This is a genomic window from Pseudoalteromonas sp. S1609 (assembly GCF_005887255.1).
Lineage (GTDB): Bacteria > Pseudomonadota > Gammaproteobacteria > Enterobacterales > Alteromonadaceae > Pseudoalteromonas.
This window is the reverse complement of record NZ_PNDJ01000017.1, coordinates 37456-57326: the sequence shown is the minus strand read 5'-3', so window position 1 is coordinate 57326 and position 19871 is coordinate 37456. Positions and strand designations below refer to the sequence as shown.

18 protein-coding genes are annotated in these 19871 nt (G+C 40.1%); 11 read left to right on the top strand and 7 right to left on the bottom strand.

The window, feature by feature from the left end; all coding sequences use genetic code 11:
* Nucleotides 1-103 precede the first annotated feature (103 nt).
* Nucleotides 104-676: an elongation factor P-like protein EfpL gene (efpL, locus tag CWB76_RS06295; RefSeq protein ID WP_010391355.1), complete on the top strand. Its 573-nt coding sequence runs from the start codon at nucleotides 104-106 to the stop codon at nucleotides 674-676.
* A gap of 148 nt (nucleotides 677-824) precedes the next feature.
* Complete coding sequence (locus CWB76_RS06290; RefSeq protein ID WP_138606245.1) at nucleotides 825-1028, top strand: hypothetical protein; 204 nt, start codon at nucleotides 825-827, stop codon at nucleotides 1026-1028.
* Here the strand turns inward: CWB76_RS06290 and CWB76_RS06285 are convergent.
* Nucleotides 1025-3265 carry a sensor domain-containing protein gene (locus tag CWB76_RS06285; protein ID WP_138606243.1) on the bottom strand — a complete coding sequence of 747 codons (2241 nt, stop codon included), beginning with the start codon at nucleotides 3263-3265 and terminating at the stop codon, nucleotides 1025-1027. The two genes, CWB76_RS06290 and CWB76_RS06285, sit on opposite strands and share 4 nt — an antisense overlap.
* A 51-nt stretch (nucleotides 3266-3316) precedes the next feature.
* Nucleotides 3317-6040, bottom strand: coding sequence for an insulinase family protein (locus CWB76_RS06280; protein WP_138606241.1), 2724 nt, complete (start codon nucleotides 6038-6040; stop codon nucleotides 3317-3319).
* A 184-nt stretch (nucleotides 6041-6224) separates the two neighbouring features.
* Here CWB76_RS06280 and sixA point away from each other — a divergent pair, with 184 nt between their 5' ends.
* Nucleotides 6225-6701, top strand: coding sequence for a phosphohistidine phosphatase SixA (gene sixA / locus CWB76_RS06275; protein ID WP_171039596.1), 477 nt, complete (start codon nucleotides 6225-6227; stop codon nucleotides 6699-6701).
* A gap of 54 nt (nucleotides 6702-6755) precedes the next feature.
* On the opposite strand, the gene CWB76_RS06270 is transcribed toward sixA, so the two are convergent.
* Both CWB76_RS06270 and smrB read right to left on the bottom strand, forming a co-directional pair.
* Complete coding sequence (locus tag CWB76_RS06270; RefSeq protein ID WP_138606239.1) at nucleotides 6756-7679, bottom strand: AEC family transporter; 924 nt, start codon at nucleotides 7677-7679, stop codon at nucleotides 6756-6758.
* A 17-nt stretch (nucleotides 7680-7696) separates the two neighbouring features.
* Nucleotides 7697-8254: an endonuclease SmrB gene (gene smrB / locus CWB76_RS06265; protein WP_138606237.1), complete on the bottom strand. Its 558-nt coding sequence runs from the start codon at nucleotides 8252-8254 to the stop codon at nucleotides 7697-7699.
* Nucleotides 8255-8552: 298 nt separating this feature from the next.
* Between smrB and prmB the strand changes: the two genes are divergently transcribed.
* From prmB to CWB76_RS06250, 3 genes are all read left to right on the top strand, one after another.
* Nucleotides 8553-9488, top strand: a complete 936-nt coding sequence (gene prmB / locus CWB76_RS06260) for a 50S ribosomal protein L3 N(5)-glutamine methyltransferase (protein WP_076918988.1) — start codon at nucleotides 8553-8555, stop codon at nucleotides 9486-9488.
* Nucleotides 9489-9579: 91 nt separating this feature from the next.
* On the top strand, nucleotides 9580-10677 hold the full coding sequence (gene aroC, locus CWB76_RS06255; protein ID WP_138606235.1) for a chorismate synthase: 1098 nt from the start codon (nucleotides 9580-9582) through the stop codon (nucleotides 10675-10677).
* A 126-nt stretch (nucleotides 10678-10803) separates the two neighbouring features.
* On the top strand, nucleotides 10804-11190 hold the full coding sequence (locus CWB76_RS06250; protein WP_138606233.1) for a DUF4112 domain-containing protein: 387 nt from the start codon (nucleotides 10804-10806) through the stop codon (nucleotides 11188-11190).
* 44 nt (nucleotides 11191-11234) lie between these two features.
* On the opposite strand, the gene CWB76_RS06245 is transcribed toward CWB76_RS06250, so the two are convergent.
* Entirely contained in the window at nucleotides 11235-11933 is a 699-nt protein-coding gene (locus CWB76_RS06245) for a 2'-5' RNA ligase family protein (protein ID WP_138606231.1), read from the bottom strand.
* Nucleotides 11934-12145: 212 nt separating this feature from the next.
* On the opposite strand from CWB76_RS06245, the gene CWB76_RS06240 reads away from it, so the two are divergent.
* From CWB76_RS06240 to CWB76_RS06225, 4 genes are all read left to right on the top strand, one after another.
* Complete coding sequence (locus CWB76_RS06240) at nucleotides 12146-12700, top strand: elongation factor P hydroxylase (RefSeq protein WP_138606229.1); 555 nt, start codon at nucleotides 12146-12148, stop codon at nucleotides 12698-12700.
* Nucleotides 12690-13832: an ATP-NAD kinase family protein gene (locus tag CWB76_RS06235; RefSeq protein WP_138606227.1), complete on the top strand. Its 1143-nt coding sequence runs from the start codon at nucleotides 12690-12692 to the stop codon at nucleotides 13830-13832. Before CWB76_RS06240 ends, CWB76_RS06235 begins: the two co-directional genes overlap by 11 nt.
* Before the next feature lie 3 nt (nucleotides 13833-13835).
* The gene (locus CWB76_RS06230; RefSeq protein WP_010391380.1) at nucleotides 13836-14111 is read left to right on the top strand and encodes a YfcL family protein; all 276 of its coding nucleotides are present in this window, start codon (nucleotides 13836-13838) and stop codon (nucleotides 14109-14111) included.
* A 143-nt stretch (nucleotides 14112-14254) separates the two neighbouring features.
* The gene (locus CWB76_RS06225) at nucleotides 14255-15814 is read left to right on the top strand and encodes an AbgT family transporter (protein WP_010391381.1); all 1560 of its coding nucleotides are present in this window, start codon (nucleotides 14255-14257) and stop codon (nucleotides 15812-15814) included.
* 1053 nt (nucleotides 15815-16867) lie between these two features.
* On the opposite strand, the gene CWB76_RS06215 is transcribed toward CWB76_RS06225, so the two are convergent.
* Together CWB76_RS06215 and CWB76_RS06210 are read right to left on the bottom strand one after the other, a co-directional pair.
* Nucleotides 16868-18697 carry a DEAD/DEAH box helicase gene (locus CWB76_RS06215; protein ID WP_138606223.1) on the bottom strand — a complete coding sequence of 610 codons (1830 nt, stop codon included), beginning with the start codon at nucleotides 18695-18697 and terminating at the stop codon, nucleotides 16868-16870.
* Between the two features lie 160 nt (nucleotides 18698-18857).
* Nucleotides 18858-19121: a GrxA family glutaredoxin gene (locus CWB76_RS06210; RefSeq protein ID WP_008114535.1), complete on the bottom strand. Its 264-nt coding sequence runs from the start codon at nucleotides 19119-19121 to the stop codon at nucleotides 18858-18860.
* A gap of 290 nt (nucleotides 19122-19411) precedes the next feature.
* On the opposite strand from CWB76_RS06210, the gene CWB76_RS06205 reads away from it, so the two are divergent.
* Entirely contained in the window at nucleotides 19412-19858 is a 447-nt protein-coding gene (locus CWB76_RS06205; RefSeq protein WP_010391385.1) for an Hsp20 family protein, read from the top strand.
* The last annotated feature ends 13 nt before the right edge of the window (nucleotides 19859-19871 follow it).

Below are 19871 nucleotides of genomic sequence, written 5' to 3'. Positions count from 1 at the left end.
CCACATATTTTTAAAAAGTATGACTAAGTTGTTTTGTTTCTATTGAAGATTCTTCAGTTCGTGGTATGTTTCTCGCAATCAAAAAAACAATAGGAATTCACCCATGCCAAAGGCGAGTGATGTTAAAAAAGGGACGGCTATTGACTTTAATGGCCGTGTATTAGTAGTAAAAGATATTGTACGCTCAGTACCACAAGGTCGTGCTGGTGGTAGTTTATACCGTATGCGTTTATACGATGTAGTAACGGGTAGTAAAGTTGACGAAACATTTAAAGACAGCGATATGCTTAACCTTGCTGATTTAACTCGTCGTGAAGCCATGCTGTCGTACATTGATGGCGATGAGTATGTCTTCATGGATAATGAAGATTACACGCCTTACAATTTAAATAAAGACGCCATAGCGGAAGAAATTCAATTTGTTAATGAAGAGACCCAAGGTGTGCACGTTATTGTAATTGACGGTACTGCTGTAGGTCTTGATCTTCCTTCAAGTGTTGAGCTTGTTGTTGAAGAAACTGATCCTTCAATTAAAGGGGCTTCAGCTAGCGCTCGCTCAAAGCCTGCACGCTTATCAACTGGCTTAACAATTCAAGTGCCAGAGCATATTTCAACCGGTGATCGTATCCGCATAAATACTGCTGAGCATAAGTTTATGGGTCGTGCTGACAAGTAAGCTGTAATGAATTGATAATTGAGAGCCGAGCTTTTAAGTTGCTCGGCTTTTTTGTGTCTGATTTATAAGCACCGCCACTAAAGAATACGTTGCTTTAATTTTCGCCAGTTTAACGCTATCATATGCGCCTTAATTTTTCAGCAGTCAGATGAGCATGGTATTATTTATTTTACTCAGTGGTGTGTTTATCGCACTTATGTATATTGAAACTATTAAAAAGGGTATGCCTGTTAAGCGTTGGTTATTTTTGGGTGGATTATTAGGGCCTGCAGCCTGGTGTTTATTTAATCTACATTATCGACGTGCATTAATACGTAATATTGGTGCAAAAACGTGTCTATGGCGTGCTTAGCTAGTCGCTCTAACTAAGCTGAGTTTTGATTGGCTTTGCTGTTGTTTTAAAAATGCAGTGAATTCATCTTTTGAGAGTGGTTTAGAATAGTAATAGCCTTGTAGTGTTTCACAGTTAAGCTCTTCCAGTATACTTATTTGTGAAGCTTGTTCTACACCTTCAGCAACTACATGTAAATCAAGGTTATGTGCAATAGTGACAATAGAGTCCACCATATTGCGGCCGCGTTCGGTTTTCATATCATCAACAAAGGCTTTATCTATCTTAAGCGTATTCAGTGGAAACTGTTTCAAATACGCCAGCGACGAATACCCAGTACCAAAATCATCCATAGCTAAATGAATGCCACGGGCACTTAGAGAGCGCATAATAGCAATGGCTTCTTGTGGGTCGTCCATTACCGTGCCTTCAGTGATCTCAAGCTCTAAAAAGTAAGAGGGCAGTTCATTTTTTTGTAAAATCACATCAATGCGCGAAGTTAAATCGGGTAAGCTAAACTGTTTTGCTGATAAATTTACCGCAACACGAGCGTTAAATAATCCAGCGTCTAACCATTGTTTTACGTCACGACAAGCTTTGTTTAAAACCACTTCACCAATTTCAATAATTTGCCCTGTTTCTTCGGCGATTGGAATAAATACCCCCGGGCTAATAACCCCTTTTTTCGGCGTAATAAAACGCACTAACGCTTCCATTCCAGCAAGCTTACCAGTACGAATATTCATTTTAGGCTGATAATACACCTCAAAGTGATCTTCTTTTAAGCCAAAGCGCATTAGGTTTTCTATTTGTAGTCGCTTTACTGCTTGGCGATTCATGTTGTCATTAAAGAACAGGTAGCTGTTACCTTTCTTTTTCGCATGATACATAGCGGTATCGGCGTTCTTTAATAGTATTTCAGGGGTGTTACCATCTTCGGGGAATAACACTATGCCAACACTGGATGTGATAGCAAGTTCATGTCCTGCCATTTTAAATGGTGTGGCTATTGCTGCTAAAAACTGTTTCGCCATGCGGGTGATGGTGAGAATATCGTTGGTGTTTGACATAACCAGCGCAAATTCGTCGCCGCCTAGGCGATAAAACACATCATTTTCACGGGTAAGCTTATTTAAGCGCATAGCAAGCTTTGCCAGTAAGCTGTCACCTAACTGATGACCCAATGAGTCATTTATCTTTTTAAAGTTATCTAAATCAAATACTAGCAAGGCATGGTGTGAATGCTCCTTTGCTAATTTTTTTAAGTCAGAAAAAAATAAATTACGGTTTGGTAAGCTGGTGGTGCGATCTCGATTGGATAAATTATTGAGCTCAGACTCCGTTTTTTTACGCTCGGTTAAATCAGAATACACCACCACGTAATTGGTAATTTGATTTTGCGCGTTTTTAATTTCATCTATCGAGATTTCAAATGGTAGTAGAGCATGGTCGCTATTACGCAGCTTTACTTCTTCTTGAATATGTTCATGCTTTCGAACGGTGTCTTTTATGGACTCTATATAGCCTCTGTCGTAACCGGCTAAATGAAATTCTTTTTTAAGGTATTGCTCACGTACACCGCCGAACAAAGTTAAAAAGCTGGGATTAATGTCAACAAGCTTAAAATCTTTATCATAAATAGCCAGTGCATCGGTAAACGACTCAACGCATTTTGCAAATAGGTTTAGTCGCTCTTCGGTTGATTTGAGCTGAGAAATATCTCTTACCGTGCCAGTCATTCGCAATGGACTAAGGTTCGCGTCTTTTTCGATTATTTTTCCACGGTCGAGTACCCAATGCCATTTACCAAAGCTATCTTTAATACGATAAGTGGCTTCGAAAAAAGTACTCTCTTCAGCAAAATGTTTTTTTAGTAGATAATCTACATGGGTTAAATCGCGAGGGTGTATTAGGCTTTTATTCGGTGGGAATTCTACTAGATTGTTGTTATTCAGTACGTACTTGTCGTTAATACGAATAACCTTGCCGGTTTTTATATTCCAGTCCCATAGTGTGTCACCACTGCCTTCTACGGTGCTTTTTAAACGCTTTTCAGATTGCTGTAATTGAGAAAGTGAGCGTTTTAGAGAGTGAATAACCGTAAACAAATAAATTAACAGTAACGTCATTATTGCGCACACGCTAACGACAAGCGCATTTAAGTTCAAGCTAAACGATGACTCAAATGCACTAGCAGAATGGGCTGTGGCCAAAGTGGCCAACAATAGAATGTATTTTATTATTTTTATTTTTTTCATTGTCTTACTTCTTATTTACAAAAGACAATCTAAATCAAGCGCGCGCAAGAGTCAAAGAGAATGAGAATAAAGTGGTAGATTCTTCGGTTGATTCACAGATTTAGCGCTTAAAAGCTCATATCTTGGGCGATCTGCATTAAAAATTTCAGCTGCATAGGCTTTTACATCCTCAAGCGTTAATGCGTTTAAAGAATCCAGCAGGCGTTGCTGCATATTAAACTGGTGATCGCCATTGCCAATAGCAAGCCATAAACGTTGTGAACGTAAACGCAAGTTTTTGTCTTTTTCGGCAATATGCGTTGTTAGCCCATATTTTTGTTGCAGCCAGGCTTGCTCTGTTAGTTCATCAATGGTTGATAAATACTGACTGATGAACACATTATGCCTGTGTAGTAACATGCTTGGTTCAAATTTAGGTGACTGAACATAAAAAGCAATTCCGGCACGAGTATTAAAGGGCGCATAACCGGCACCGACCAAATAACCCAATTGTTGTGTGGTGCGTAGTTCATTGAAATAATCTTGATTAATTAAGTGATTAAGCGCCATCATTTTTACTTTTTCATCAACATTATCGCTTAATGCTTGGTAGTAAATCACCATGGCATTATCGCTACAAGCGAGTTCTAATTCGTAACGAGTCACTTTAGTAATTTCAAAGAGTGGGCGCTTTAAATCTTCTATAACTGCTGACTTTTTAAGGTGTAGTGCCACCTTTTTCTGAAACTCAAGGGCTTCACTTTGCTGCCAATTGCCATGTAAAAAAGACTCAACATGAAGTGCATTAAAAAACGCCTGTCTAAACTCATTAAACTGATGAAAACAGGTATCTTTAAGTGCATTTGCTAACTCGTCAGGCTGTGGGTTCCACGGCATTATCTTAGCGCCTAATATACTAAAGAGCTCACTAACAGGTTTATTTTGGTTACTATTGCGCCAATGCCTTACCAGTTGCTTTTTATATTCAGCAAAGCGTTTAGCACAAATTTTTACGTTAAATAGTGCATCAATTAGTTGATCAACCAGCTCAAGTTGGCTTGAAGATAGCCCCGCAGTATGCAAGGTTAAGCCACCTTGGTGAGAGGTTAAGTGATAACTTAAGCCCGCGAGCTCAGCTGGATAAAACTGCTCGCCAACACTATCCATAAACAAATCAGAAAACAATCGAGTCAATGCCATATGCTTTACATCTTTAACTGCAAAGTCAGAGTCCATGGCTAAATAAAAATGCCCTTTGGCCACTCTGAAGGTGGCATCTTGTTTAAACCAAAAGTCAAAGCCAGCTTCTTTTACCAGCAACGTTGGATGAGCTTGCTGCGACTCTATTGGATATAAAACAACATCTTTAGCTAAATAAGGATTTGCGTTAGGTAATGACATTTCACCCTGTGGCTGACTAATTTGTGCCAACGCTTCGAGCCAATGCAGTGACAATTTTTCAATTTTATATGGTGTGTTATACCAAGCAGCTGTGTGTTCAGGCTCTACACCCGGATGAATCAGCACTAAACGCATATTGTGAGGGGTTAACCATTGCATTGCCATTTCATGAGTGGTGGATTTAAAGCCTTCCATTAAATAGTCGCCCTGTAAGTAATTAACTTCATCGTAATGTTGCATGTTAATACTTAAGTTACTGACCCAGTCAATCAGTCGAGATTTTTCTTGGTTATCAAATGCGATCTGTAGCAGTTTTTGTTTATCTTGATACAAGCGAGGCAGTTTGTTGATGTTGTTATTTATTAGGCAAATGTATTCAAATACCATTTCAATAATGTCTTCGTAGTATTCAATGCCTTCATCGGTCAGCGCCATGCTAATATTAAAATCTTTAAAGTTACTACCGTTGATGCCACCTCCGGCAGAAAGAGCATTGATCCAACCTTGTTCTTTAAGCACAGAATACAACGAGCCTTGCCCTTCGTACCCTAGTAAATGGGCAATAAAACTAACTGTTTTATGACGGTAAAAATCGTCTATGTTTGGCATGGCAAAGCTAATAATCAGCTTTTGTACGTGTTTATGTGGCTCTATATGAAGCAACTTACCTAAGTCTTGGCTGCGATAAAGCGGCGCTTCTATAGGTGGTTTTAATTTACCTTGTTTGCCTTTAATTTGGCAAAAATGCTGAGTTGCCCATGCTTCTAGTGTATCTAATGATTCATTGGCACAAATCACTAGAGTCATCCATTGAGCTTGGTAATGCTGATTAAAAAAGTCACGTAATTCATCACTAATACAGTGTTGTCTATCGGCTAATGTTTGTAGGTTGCCTACAGAGAACTTAGCAAATGGATGTGCAGGGTTAACAGTTTCTTTATGCACTTGATATATACGTCGGCCATCGTCTTTAATCTTTAATTTAAACTCAGCCTCAATGGCATTTCGTTCTTTTTCGGTTTCTGCGGGATCCAAGCTGGGCGCTATAAAAAAACGGCTAAATTGCGCTAATGCCGATTCAATATGATTGTTATTAATATCAAAAAAGTAGCAGGTATGCTCCGTGCCAGTCCAAGCATTGGTGTTACCACCAGATTGAGAGACAAAATTATTAAAACTACCGGATTCAGGATAAAGATCAGTGCCTAAAAACAACATATGCTCTAAAAAATGCGCTAAGCCCTGCCTATCAAGAGGATCGTCAAAGTGACCAGTGTTAACGGCCATAGAGGCTGCCGCTTTTGCTGAGTCCTGATCGCGCACTAAAAGCACTTTTAGACCATTGTCCAGTGTTAGTGTGCGGTAAGCTCTGTTATCATTGGTGCTGATTTTCAAATGATGCTCCTGAAACTAAACGTATAATTGTTAACAACAGATGATAACTTCAGGAATGCGACGCTATTTACCTGAACATCATGAAAGAACTATTTTAAGAAAATAAATAGGTTTGAGTTATTAATATAGCGGAAATTCGAGCAAATTGGCTACTGTTTTATATTCTTTAATTGGTTGATTTTTTATGAAAACAATCTTGATAATGCGTCATGGTGAAGCAATACCTATGCAGGCTGATGATGTCAGTAGAAGTTTGACTTCTATGGGTCAGCAACAAGCTGAAAAAATGGGGCTATGGTTGCAAAAAATGCACGCTCCCAGTGGCTTGTTAGTTAGTCCTTATGTTAGAGCGCAGCAAACCGCTGAGGCTGTTAAAAAAAGTAATCGTTTTTTATTTGAAGAAACCTGTCACGATATTATTCCTGAAGGGAACCCTCAGGTTGCAGCAGATTATTTAGAAACGTTAATTGCCCTCCACCCAGAATGCGATACCTGGCTGGTTGTTGCCCATATGCCTATGGTGAGCTATTTGGTTGACCAACTATGCGCGGGTAACATGCCAATTTTTAACACCGGTGCAGTTGCCCAAATTAGTTATGATGAAGCGAGCCATAAAAGTGATTACATCACCATAAATGCGCCAGCTAATGTAACCGTATAAACTACGAACCTCCCCAGCTTAAAGCCTGACGATAAAACGTGGTTAGGCATTTATCTAAAGTAAAATGGTTAACCACACACTAAAACTCAACACACTTAATACTGTAGATAAAACCACTGCACTGGCAAGGGTATCTTGGTGTTGTTTTATTTGGCATGCAATTAAATAGGCATTAACGCCTAATGGTGATGCACTTAATAGCACCAGTACTTTTAGCAGTGACTCATTAAGTGTAAATACGTGTGTGCCTAGCAATAATACCAAGGCAGGTAATATGACTAATTTTAATAGACTGGCAATGGCCGCTGCTTGCCAGTTATCGCTAATTTTATAAAAAGCTAAGTTAGCGCCCAATACAAATAACGCACAAGCAATAGCTGGTTCGGCTAAAAGCGCTAAGCCCTTAGTTAAGTCAGCAAATAAAGTAATCCCTGCCAAATTAACCAATAAACCAGTGCTAATACTTAACACCACTGGATTGAGTAGCATATTTTTGGAAAATGCTGACCAGGAAAACACATGACTAGCGCTGTTTGCACTAATTAAAAAAGTAAGGGTGAACAATAATGCGCTATGAAAGGTAATGATCATAAAAATAATGCCCATCATTTGCTCGCCTAATGCGGCAATAATAATAGGTAACCCCACCAATACAGTATTGGAATAGCTACTGCCAAGAGCAAACACGCTATGGCGTTCGTATTGAAGTTTTTTAGAGAGAATGTAGCGGTCAATAATTAGGGCAAAAAGGTAAATTAAAATAACCGGAATGTAAAAACTTAAAAAGCCATTTAAGCTGACACTGGTTTGTAAGTCTGCTTTGGCCATATTTAAAAATAAAAAGCTCGGCACACTAATATAAAAAGTAAACTTACTTAATCCCGCTATATGGATACGCTCTAAAAAGCCACTGCGGCTAGCAATGTAGCCACATAGCACAATAAATATCAGCGGGAATATAATCGAAAATATATGCACTAAAAGGCTCTTGTTGATTAGCGTCTAAACTCATCACTTTGCGGTAAATTAATTAATATCAGTACCGCACCTTTACCGCCATATTCGAGCGGTGCTTGATGCATAGCAATAACATCGGGGTGTTGCACTAAGTATTGCGGCACTTTATGCCTGAGGATATGGCCGCCAATTCCGTGTACAACACAGGCGCAGTAATAATGCTTTTTTTTACACTCATGAATAAGCCCTGCGAGTTCATCTTTGGCTACTTCTTTATTTAAGCCATGCAGGTCTAGAGTTAAATCAGGTATAAAATCCCCTCGACGAAGTTGTTTCGCTAAAAAACGATCCTGACCCTGTTGCACATAATTAACAGTACCGTTAGTGTCTATATCTGGCACATATTCATCAGAAAAGAAAAATTCTGATTGTTGTTGCTTTTTTTGCTGGGCAAATTGCTTCGCTTGTGACACTTTAGGTTTATTACTAAAACGGTGAGTGTCTTGTTTGAACACGCGCGCACCGCTGATACTTTGACGAAACAAGTCAATGTCATCAGGACTAATTAGGCTGTTTGAGTGGGGATCTTTTTTCATAGCGGCAGTCTAAACAAAAAAGTGGTAAAAATCGAGTAAAAAGGTGTGATACCCAAGCAGCTTTGAGGTGCATAGTGCAGCGCCAATAAGGTTAATTTAAAAGCAATTTATACTGCGTTATTGATTTTAACAACAGAGTGACTATTACACTTGCAATCAATGCCTTGTTTAAATTACCTTTAATTCTAACTGTCACTCGCACCTAGAGGTGGCTTGGGTATACAATAGGGCAATCATGGGGCCCATAGTTGTGCCTCGATTGAGTTTATTTTTTGAAAGTAGCAGGCAGATAATACTGATGAGTGAATTACTAATAGAAGAAGCAACCCTGGATGAAGCTGTTGCAGAACTTTCAACCTTACATGATTGGCTTCGTTGGACGACAAGTCAATTTGCAAGTAGCGGTATTTTCTTTGGTCATGGCACCGATAACGCATGGGATGAAGCGGTAAGTTTGTTATTACCAGCACTTAGCTTGCCAATTGATGCACCCAAAGAGCTGATGCATGCCCGTTTAACTAGCACTGAAAAAAACCGTTTAGCAGGCTTAATTGCCGAGCGCATTAACGATTTTACCCCAGTTCCATACCTGACCAACATTGCATGGTTTGCCAATATGCCATTTTATGTGGATGAACGTGTATTAATTCCTCGCTCGCCTTTTGCTGAGCTTATTAATAATCGTTTTACACCTTGGCTAGAGCAGCCAGAGTCAGTAGGGCGTATTTTAGATTTATGTACGGGATCGGGTTGTATTGCGATTGCATTGGCACAAGCATTCGAAAATGCGCAAGTTGATGCGGTTGATATATCCTATGAAGCGCTTGAAGTGGCTGATATCAATATCACCGATTACCAACTAAGTGAGCGCGTATTACCGATCCAGTCTGACGTATTCAGTGGTGTGCCTGGGCAAAAATACGACTTAATCGTAGCAAACCCACCGTACGTTGATGCTGAAGATATGGCTGATTTACCACGTGAATTCCATCACGAGCCAGAGCTTGGGTTAGCATCGGGTCACGATGGCCTTGATGTAACACGTACTATTTTAGATCAAGCTAGTGAGCATCTAACAGATAACGGTTTGTTATTTGTCGAAGTAGGTAACTCTATGGTACATATGGATGCACTGTATCCAGGCGCACCATTTGAATGGATTGAGTTTGAACAAGGCGGATTAGGGGTGTTTGTTATTAGCAAGCAACAACTAGATGCCTACTTTGCACAGTAATTATTAATACTAGCCATTCATCCCAAATGGCTGGGTAACACTATAGCCGAGATAATTCTCGGCTATAAGTCATTAGGAATGAGGAAAGTTAATGGCAGGTAATAGCATAGGGCAGTTATTTAAAGTGTCCACCTTTGGCGAAAGCCACGGCGTTGCATTAGGCGGCGTTGTGGATGGCACGCCAGCAGGCCTTGAGATAACAGAGGCCGACATACAACACGATTTAGATAGACGAAAACCAGGGCAAAGCCGCTATACCACGCAGCGCCGTGAGAGCGACCAAATTAAAATTTTAGCGGGTGTTTTTGAAGGTAAAACCACCGGTACCAGCATTGGTTTATTAATTGAAAATACCGATCAACGTTCACAAGATTATGGCAAAATTAAAGACGTGTTTCGTCCAGGTCACGGTGACTATACCTACTGGCATAAGTACGGCCTGCGCGATTACCGTGGTGGTGGCCGCTCATCTGCGCGTGAAACCGCTATTCGAGTTGCCGCAGGCGCCATTGCTAAAAAGTATTTAAAACAGTTTCATGGTATTGAAGTTAAAGCATGCTTGAGCCAATTAGGGCCAATAAAAGCCGAAAACTACGATTGGGATGAAGTGGAAAACAACTTATTTTTCTTCCCAGATACAAGTAAGCTTGAAGCGCTTGACGAATATATGCGTGACCTTAAAAAACAAGGTGACTCGGTTGGCGCTAAAGTAAAAGTAGTAGCTAAAAATGTGCCTGTTGGCTTAGGTGAGCCAGTATTTGATAGGCTAGATGCCGAACTTGCACATTCATTAATGAGTATTAATGCTGTTAAAGGCGTTGAAATTGGTGATGGCTTTGATGTAGTCGAGCAAAAAGGCTCAGAACATCGTGATGAGTTAACCCCTGATGGGTTTACCTCAAATCATGCCGGCGGCGTGCTTGCAGGTATTTCAACGGGGCAAGATATAATCGCATCAATTGCGCTTAAACCGACATCGAGCATTACTATTCCCGGTAATAGTATTAACACCGAAAATGAAGCGGTTGAGATGATCACCAAAGGTCGTCACGATCCTTGTGTAGGAATTCGTGCTATTCCGATTGCTGAGGCTATGATGGCCATTACTTTAATGGATCATTTACTTCGTCAACGCGGTCAAAACCCACATGTACACCACGAACATGGGCCAATTAAAGGCGCTATTTAAGCGCCTTACGTTTAAAACTATACTAAACGGGCAATAGCGCGTTTAGTATATACAGGCTATACATCTTTATTGCCGCTCAATAATTTAAATGCGCTCAGCGCACCTAAAAATAAGAGAGCTGTTATTATGCAAAAAAACAATCAAGCTTCCATCTCACAAACTGAATATAAAGCCACCATAAAACGGCTCGAAGAGTTTAGCCGCTTTACCGATAGCAGCATTGGTATTCCGTTTACTAAATTTAAATTTGGTGTAGAGTCGCTGATTGGGCTTTTACCTGTGATGGGTGATTTAGCAGGGCTTATTTTGTCTGGCTATGTACTAATTGAAGCGCAGCGCTTAGGTGTTAGCAAGCGAGTAAAAAGCCGTATTATTATAAATATGTTGATTGATTTTGTTGGCGGGCTCATTCCATTTTTTGGAGATATTTTTGATGCTATATTTAAAGCAAATACGCGTAACACCCGCATACTTAAAAAACATTTAACAGATAAGCTAACCACAAACCCATAAACATTATTAGTTTAAAGTGTGTAATTAGCCCTGTTATTAACTATTTATTTGGCATCAAAAAAGTACTTAGCGAGTATTTCTTTTTGTTGACCAAACTGATCAGACACTCCAATTCCAATCCCAATTATTTCCCCTTGTGCCTGTGGCGGCTCAGCGTGCAGCGCTTTTTGTACTAACGCTAATGCAGGATTTTTCTCATTTGCAAGTAGGGTTAAATGCGGCTGAAAATTTTGAAATACATTAGGGCTGCCATAACGTTCAAAAGCCACAAGTTTATTAGGGTAATGCTTTACCCAACTTGGCACTGGTGCTTGATGATCGCGAAGCGGCTCAAGCTTGAGGGTAACCTCATCTGCCAATCGTTGTAATTGATATGATTTTTCTAAGTTTATAAATGCCCAATTACTTGGTGATACACTAAATCCATTGGCTTTTATCTCAAACGACTGATGTTCTTTTACAATGCGTTTAACCATTTGCTTAATTTCGTTTTGTGCTTCAAGTGGGTAATCCGTTAAATACAAGGTGGCGTGTACGGGTAACCCTTGTTGGTAAAACGTAGTAATTTGGTGCGAGGCCAATTCATTGCTGGTGTTAGCGACTAGCTCAACAATAGGCTTAGAGGGAATAGCAAATACGTTAATACTTATGCTTTTTGCATAACTGCTGGCAGAAGTAGCCAACAGTGTTAAAAAAGTAAAAGAGATAAATAGCCACGACAAAGAGCTGTGTTGTTTAACCATAAGAGTGAGTCAATTCAGGTTTTTGGTTGGTGTATGGTAAGCGTAATTAAGCGTTCAGTAAATAAAGTATGGTAAGGAAGCCTTAATTAATGCATCGCTAATTTTTTACTTTGTAGATAAAAGTACGTACAATTCGCTTCGTTTTTAGTGTGCTTTATACTAATTTTATCTGTCTTTAAAGCATCGGGTTCAAACGAGTATACGAAGTATTTATGCACCAAGTAGCTGATCTAATGTCTATTTTCGAACACACTTTTTACCAAAGCTATAACACGCGTTTGGTAAAAGGTGAGCATGAGCCTATTTACATTCCCGCAAATGATACAACTCCATATCATCAAATTGTGTTTGCCCATGGTTTTTATGCCAGTGCACTACATGAAATAGCTCATTGGTTAGTGGCAGGCTCGCAACGCCGTTTAAGTGAAGACTATGGTTATTGGTATTGCCCTGATGGGCGCGATGCTACACAGCAAGCGGAGTTTGAATCAGTAGAGGTAAAACCTCAAGCAATAGAGTGGGCAGTGAGTGTGGCTGCTGGGTTTGATTTTAACGTATCGGTAGATAATTTAAATGGTGAGCAAACTTGTCGATTTGCGTTTCAATCACGTGTTCATGCAAAGTTATTAGAGTTGTTGCAAAACGGGTTTAACCCGCGAACAACCTTATTATTAAAAGCACTGTGTAAATTTTATAACACCACGTGGCCATTACATGCTGCGCAGTTTTCATGGCATTCTCCCGAGGAGCTAAAAGATGCAGTTTAAATTAGGGTTGATTGTAAATCCGGTCGCAGGACTCGGTGGTAGTGTGGCGCTAAAAGGCAGTGATGGCGAAGACACCGCTGCTAAAGCCATCGCATTAGGTGCAGAGCCTAAGTCAAATAGCCGCACTAAAGCTGCACTTGAAGTGCTGGTACCTCATCAATCAAATATTACTATTTATACTGTTAATGATGAAATGGGGGAGCAAACAGCAAAAGCGCTGGGCTTTAATACGCAAGTGGTTTATCAAAGTAACTCACCCACAACCAGTGATGATACCGAAGCTGCAGCTCGTTTATTACAGCAACAAGGTGTTGATTTAATCTTATTTGCTGGTGGCGACGGAACGGCGCGCAATATTTGCCATGCTGTAGAAGACTCTGTACCCGTATTGGGCATTCCTGCTGGGTGTAAAATTCATTCCGGCGTGTATGCCATAACGCCAAAAGCCGCAGGCCGTGTAGTTGAAATGCTGGTAAAAGGTGAGCTGGTAACATTAAGCGATGCTGATGTGATGGACATTGATGAAGTGGCTTTTCGCCAAGGAACAGTAAAAGCAAAACGTTATGGTGAAATGCAAGTGCCAAGTGAAGTGCGCTATGTACAAGCGGTTAAAAATGGCGGTAAAGAAACTGACGAGCTGGTGCTAGCAGATATAGCTGCTTATGTCGTTAGTGAAATGGATGCCGATAGCCTCTATGTCATGGGTAGTGGCTCAACGGTCGGCGCAGTGATGGAAGAGATGGGGCTTGAAAACACCTTACTCGGTGTTGATCTCGTTGAAGATCAAGCCTTAGTAGGGCAAGACCTAACAGCACAGCAACTTCTTGAACTTACCAAAGAACGTGAAACAAAGTTAGTGATCACTCTAATTGGCGGCCAAGGGCATATTTTTGGTCGAGGCAATCAACAGCTTAGCCCTGCGTTAATTAAAGCGATAGGCCGCGATAATATTATTGTGGTGGCTACAAAAACAAAATTACAGGCTTTAAATGGCCGACCGCTGATTTGTGATACCGGTGATAGCAAGTTAGATGATGAATTAAGCGGTTATATACGTGTAACCAGTGGGTTTAACGACCATATTATGTATGCAGTAGGTCATCAAGATGGGCTGCACCCAGAGGAGAAGTAACACATGAGTTTAGTAAATTACATAGATGCTGCGCAGCAATATTTTGATGATTTAGTGATAAAAGCCACCGATGACGAGTTATTTGCTGGCGGTTATTTACGCGGCCACTTTGATTTGGCCGTAGGTTATGCACAAGTTGAAGAGTTAAATCTAGAAATTGCAGAACTAAACGACACGGTTGAAAAAAGCTTAGTAAAAGCTTATCGCAATGGCGAACTTAATGAAGATGATAAAGCACTCGTAGTAAGAATATGGGATGAAGTAAAAGCACTCGCATAAGCTTTTTTTATTCACTTATAACTGCGCGGCCACTGAGCCGCGTTTTTTTGTGCCTAAAAAAGAACTTGTTTATTCAGTTAAAATTTACCTCATTCCTTAGATACGCTAAAGTAGCGTAGTCTAAATTCTAGGGAACAAGTGAAATGAATAACAATAATGATGCGACAATGCCAACGGGCATAGTTGCGCGATTTTTAAATTTTGTTGAGCGGGTAGGGAATAAGCTTCCTGATCCAGCAATTATCTTTTTGTTTGCCATGTTATTAATCTGGTTTTTGTCTTGGTGGTTTTCAAGCGTCACATTTGATGCAATAGACCCTCGCACTGGCGAAGCGATTATTATTAATAACATGCTTGCCAGCGATTCGTTGGCCACTTTTTTATCTTCTATGGTAAAAACATTCACCGGTTTTGCGCCACTGGGTGTAGTACTGGTTGCTATGCTAGGTGTAGGCGTTGCAGAGCATTCGGGCTTTATTAATACCGGCCTTAAATTAATGCTCAAAGTAACGCCTAGAAAATTACTAACACCCTCAATTATTTTGGTAGCTATTGTGAGCCATACGGCTACCGATGCAGGGTATGTGCTGGTTATTCCACTTGCTGGGGTAATATTTTTTGCAGCAGGTCGTCATCCGCTTGCCGGTATTGCAGCGGCATTTGCCGGGGTAAGTGGTGGCTTTGGGGCTAACTTTATCCCATCTGGGATTGACCCATTACTGCAAAGTTTTACGCAAAGTGCAGCACAAATTATTAATCCAACAATGAGCATTAACCCGCTTAATAACTGGGGCTTTGCTTCAGCATCAAGTTTATTTATTGTGATGTTAGGTTGGTATATCACCGATAAAATTATTGAACCACGTTTAAAAAATTCACCAGTTGATGGCGAAACTCAAGACCTACCAGCATTTGAAGATGCCCGTAGTGACGAAAAGCGCGCCTTTCTTATTGCCAGTTCCGTAATGATTGCAGGTATTGCGTTATTAGCGTATGTATCTGCACCCGCTGATTCAGCGATGCGCAGCAGCGATGGCTCTTTAACAAACTTTAGTTCACCATTAATGCAGTCAATAGTGCCGCTAATCTTCTTACTGTTTTGGATCCCAGGCGCAGTATATGGTTTTACCGTAGGCACCTTTAAAAGCTCTAAAGACATGATAGATGCGATGAGCAAAGCCATGAATGGTATGGCGTATTACATTGTTATGGCATTCTTTTGTTCATTATTTATTGCTGCATTTAGTAAATCAAACCTAGGTGCTTTACTGGCAATTGAAGGGGCTCAAGTATTAAAAGCAATGGAGTTACCGAGCTCTGTAACGGTGGTAGGGATTATTTTCCTAACTGGTTTTGTAAACTTGTTTGTTGGTTCAAGCTCGGCTAAGTGGGCACTATTAGGTCCGGTATTTGTGCCTATGCTAATGCAACTCGGTATTTCGCCAGACTTAACGCAAGCAGCGTACCGTGTGGGAGATTCTAGCTCTAATATTATCACTCCGCTCATGCCATACTTCCCGCTAGTGGTAGTGTACTGCCAAAAATACGTTAAAGGCACAGGCATAGGTACGCTTATCGCGATGATGCTGCCATATTCAATCGCCTTTATGATTGGCTGGAGTATCTTCTTGCTAGGCTACTGGGCACTCGGTATCCCATTAGGACTTGATGCCAGCTACGTGTACCCAGCAGTCGCGCCTTAACTTAAATCTTGATTCATAAACCTCACTCACTCGAGTGAGGTTTATATAAAAGTGCTGTAATATTCAAAGTAAGTGTAATTTACCTTTCTAAATCTCTCACTATATAGCCAAACAAACTGGCCTCACCAAAAATATAAACATAATCGTTTTTGTTGTTTATTATTGTTGACTTATCGTCGTACCACCTAAAATCATGAGTTTCGTTTGTTTTAGGATCTTTGAAATATAAACGAGTACAATTATCTTCATAATCAGAACCACACTTTTGTACATCAGTTAGGATATATTCCTTATACCAATAGTCGCCTTGCGTGTAGTAAGCCCATAACTTAATGGGCTCAGAGATAAAAATATAGAGTGTTCCATAGATTAAAAAAGGAATTAATGGATACGTGAATATTAATGATAATTTCGTTTTTGTATCTGAGAAACTATATTTAAGATGCTCCCTGTATTTAGTGCAGCGTCTATATTTATTGAATACAAGTATATTTAAATAGATGAATGATGCGCCACAAATAATAGGGAGTGCTATAAAGAAAATAACGTCGTATATTTCATTTGTTATAAATGGTGGATCTGTAAAGTCCATTAAGATAGGAATAATGATGCATAATAAAATAGGGAACATTATTGCTACAAAGAGTAAGTTGTCGTAATTTCTTTTCAATTTTTAATTCGTCCATGAATTATAGCCTTTGCTTAGTTTACATAAATTTTATTGTTTTAAAAATCAAAGAAAACATGTTTATACACATTAATTAATCTGAGTTTTGGATAATAAAGCTATCTCAAGCAGCTTTTTCAACGCTAATTGCGTTGAACTTACTTACAATAGACTAGCTATTGACGCGTAATTTCGCCTTGTTTTTACTGCAATCTCTGGTTAGAGAAAACAAACAAAATATTTTTTAATTCAATATGTTAGTTAAGTACCTAATACTGGCTTGCGGCTTCGAGTTACGAAGATTAAGCTGACCTGATACCTTAATTCCAGACACAAAAAAACCTTGGCACTTTCGTGGCAAGGTTTTTTTACTAAAGAGTCGTTGCTTACTTAGCGGTGAAGCTAACTGGGCGACGTTCTTTACGAGGGCCGCTACGCTTATCAGGGCGTTGGCCATCTTTATTAAAGCTACGCTTCTTGTCACCAGCAGGGCGTTCAGAACGCTCGCCGCGTGGCTCAGAAGGGCCTTGATCTTGTGTTAATGTCATACCCATTGGGCGTTTACAAATAAACACTTTTTGGAAGTGATCAAGTACATCTTTAGGCATGTTTTGCGGTAATTGTACCGTACTGTGACTGTCGTGAAGACGAATGTCACCAATAAACTTGCTTGAAATGTCTGCTTCGTTAGCAATTGCACCAACAATGTTCTTAACCTGAACACCATGCTCACGACCTACTTCGATACGGTACGTATCCATAGGGCCTGCATCACGGCTATTACGCTCGCGAGGTTTACGCTCAGCGCGCTCACCGCCACGTTCGTTACGACGGCCACGGTCACCACGATCATTACGGTCGTTGCGAGGGTTGCGTTCGTTACGCTCACGCGGTTGAATCTTAACTTCTTCAACTTTAATTGGCGATTGTTGCTGTGCTAAACACAGTAATGCACCCGCTAAGTCTTCAGGAGCAAGCTCAAGTTTTTGTGCCATGTTGGCAGCCACTTCGTTAAAGAAAGTAATATCTTTATTTTCAAGTGCAAGCGTAAGCTTTTCTTGAAGCGCATTAATACGTTTCTCTTCAACAACTTTAGCTGTTGGTAATTCAACTTGTGCGATTTCAGATTTAGTATGACGAATGATATTTTTAAGTAAATAACGCTCGTTATGCTTAACGAAAAGAATCGCTTTACCAGTACGACCAGCACGACCTGTACGGCCGATACGGTGAACGTAGGCTTCAGAATCTTGTGGAATGTCGTAGTTGATAACTAAGCTTAAACGGTCTACATCAAGACCACGTGCCGCTACGTCTGTTGCAATAACAACGTTTAGCATGCCGCTTTTTAAACGATCAACTGTGCGCTCACGCGCTTGCTGGTTCATGTCACCGTTAAGCGGCGCAGCAGAAAAACCTTCGCGCTCTAATAACTCAGCTAGTTGTACTGTATCGTTACGTGTACGTACGAAAACAATAGCACCTTCATATTGTTCTGCTTCTAAGAAACGGACAATGGCTTTGTTTTTATGTACGTGTGCATTCCAAAACACTTGCTCTACTGACGATACAGTTGAGTTGCGTGCAGAAATATGAACCTGTTCAGGATTGTTCATATATTTGCTGCTGATGTTTTGAATTTGCTTAGGCATAGTCGCAGAGAAAAGACATGTTTGCTTTTCACGCGGCGTTTTTTCCATGATGTTTTCAACATCATCGATAAAGCCCATACGTAGCATTTCATCGGCTTCATCAAGTACAAGTGCTTGTAAAGCATCAAACTTGATAGTGCCACGGTTTATGTGATCGATTAAACGACCCGGTGTAGCAACAATAATCTGTGCGCCACGACGAAGTGCGCTCAACTGGATGCTGTAGCTCTGGCCACCATATAGTGCCAGTACTTCAACACCACGAGTGTGTTTTGCATATTGTTCAAATGCCTCAGCTACTTGGATCGCAAGCTCACGGGTTGGTGTGAGTACAAGGATCTGTGGCTGTTTCACAGACGGGTCAATATTATTTAGTAATGGCAGTGCAAATGCTGCTGTTTTACCTGTACCCGTTTGTGCTAGTCCCAGTACGTCCTTTCTTTCTAGCAATAACGGTATACATTGAGCTTGGATTTCAGATGGTGTCTTGTAACCCAACCCTTCAACTGCCTTTAAAATTGCAGGAGAAAGATTTAGAGATTCAAACGTGACTGGTTCTGACATTAATACGCCTCAACGAATTTAAAGAGGCGCGCATTGTATAGGAAATACGAGGCAAATGCTTGTATAAATTACAACTAATTTATATGTGTTTGATGTTGGTCGAAATTTAACCAGCCCAAGTTGTGCGTTAATTAAGCTGGTTAACAATATACCTACAAATTTACTGGTAAAGGCCTAGGTTTTCTTTGGCGTAGGCTTCAAATTCTGTAAAACCACCAATGTGTGTTTGGTCTACAAAAATTTGTGGCACAGTCGGGCATGGCTTGCCTGCAGACTTTTCTAAATCTTCTTTACTGATGCCTTCTTTGATGATGTCGATGTAGCGGTATTTAAAATCATCGCGGTCATTAGCAAGTTGCTCTGCAACATCTTTAGCGCGAACACAAAAAGGGCAGCCTTCACGGCCAAAAATTACTGTTAACATAACGCTCTCCTCAAATTAGTTGACTCTAGTGTAACTAATTTCATTATTTATTACAGTGCAAAAAAACGATTATTGTGTTCGCTTTTTTTAGAGCCTGTAAAAAAAATAAAAAATATTTTATATAAAATCTTGAAATAAAATTGTCCGCCCATAAATAGTTATTTGAGGACGCCTGATGGGTCTTCATTTAAACAGAACTATTTGAAAATTATATTATTAATTAAATTTTGCCGTTACTTGTTCAAACGAAAAGTGGCAGCAATATATCGCTTAAATATGAGGATATTATTATGCGTACAGTAGATTTATCACCCCTATATCGTTCATTCATTGGTTTCGATCATTTAGCATCATTAATGGATGCCGCTGCACGAACTGACAAGCAGCCAAGTTTTCCTCCATACAACATCGAAGCGCTTGATAAAGACAAATACCGTATCACTATGGCAGTTGCTGGATTTAGTGAAGACGAGTTAAGCCTACAATCTGAAAACAACACGTTAGTTGTATCAGGCACTAAAGCAGGTAAAGATCAAAACGATGAACGCAAATTCATTCATCAAGGCATTGCCGAGCGCAACTTTGAGCGTAAGTTCCAGTTAGGTGACCACGTTAAAGTACTTGGCGCAGACCTAGCCAACGGCTTACTAAGCATCGACCTTGAACGTGAGATCCCAGAAGCGCTGAAGCCACGTAAAATTGAAATTGGCTCAGGCAATATGCTCGAAAGTAAATAGCTAAGCTAGTACA

Coding starts and splice junctions, on each gene's coding strand:
- efpL (WP_010391355.1), top strand. CDS start 104: ATGCCAAAGGCGAGTGATGTTAAAAAAGGGACGGCTATTGACTTTAAT.
- CWB76_RS06290 (WP_138606245.1), top strand. CDS start 825: ATGAGCATGGTATTATTTATTTTACTCAGTGGTGTGTTTATCGCACTT.
- CWB76_RS06285 (WP_138606243.1), bottom strand. CDS start 3,265: ATGAAAAAAATAAAAATAATAAAATACATTCTATTGTTGGCCACTTTG.
- sixA (WP_171039596.1), top strand. CDS start 6,225: ATGAAAACAATCTTGATAATGCGTCATGGTGAAGCAATACCTATGCAG.
- smrB (WP_138606237.1), bottom strand. CDS start 8,254: ATGAAAAAAGATCCCCACTCAAACAGCCTAATTAGTCCTGATGACATT.
- prmB (WP_076918988.1), top strand. CDS start 8,553: ATGAGTGAATTACTAATAGAAGAAGCAACCCTGGATGAAGCTGTTGCA.
- aroC (WP_138606235.1), top strand. CDS start 9,580: ATGGCAGGTAATAGCATAGGGCAGTTATTTAAAGTGTCCACCTTTGGC.
- CWB76_RS06250 (WP_138606233.1), top strand. CDS start 10,804: ATGCAAAAAAACAATCAAGCTTCCATCTCACAAACTGAATATAAAGCC.
- CWB76_RS06245 (WP_138606231.1), bottom strand. CDS start 11,933: ATGGTTAAACAACACAGCTCTTTGTCGTGGCTATTTATCTCTTTTACT.
- CWB76_RS06240 (WP_138606229.1), top strand. CDS start 12,146: ATGCACCAAGTAGCTGATCTAATGTCTATTTTCGAACACACTTTTTAC.
- CWB76_RS06235 (WP_138606227.1), top strand. CDS start 12,690: ATGCAGTTTAAATTAGGGTTGATTGTAAATCCGGTCGCAGGACTCGGT.
- CWB76_RS06230 (WP_010391380.1), top strand. CDS start 13,836: ATGAGTTTAGTAAATTACATAGATGCTGCGCAGCAATATTTTGATGAT.
- CWB76_RS06225 (WP_010391381.1), top strand. CDS start 14,255: ATGAATAACAATAATGATGCGACAATGCCAACGGGCATAGTTGCGCGA.
- CWB76_RS06215 (WP_138606223.1), bottom strand. CDS start 18,697: ATGTCAGAACCAGTCACGTTTGAATCTCTAAATCTTTCTCCTGCAATT.
- CWB76_RS06210 (WP_008114535.1), bottom strand. CDS start 19,121: ATGTTAACAGTAATTTTTGGCCGTGAAGGCTGCCCTTTTTGTGTTCGC.
- CWB76_RS06205 (WP_010391385.1), top strand. CDS start 19,412: ATGCGTACAGTAGATTTATCACCCCTATATCGTTCATTCATTGGTTTC.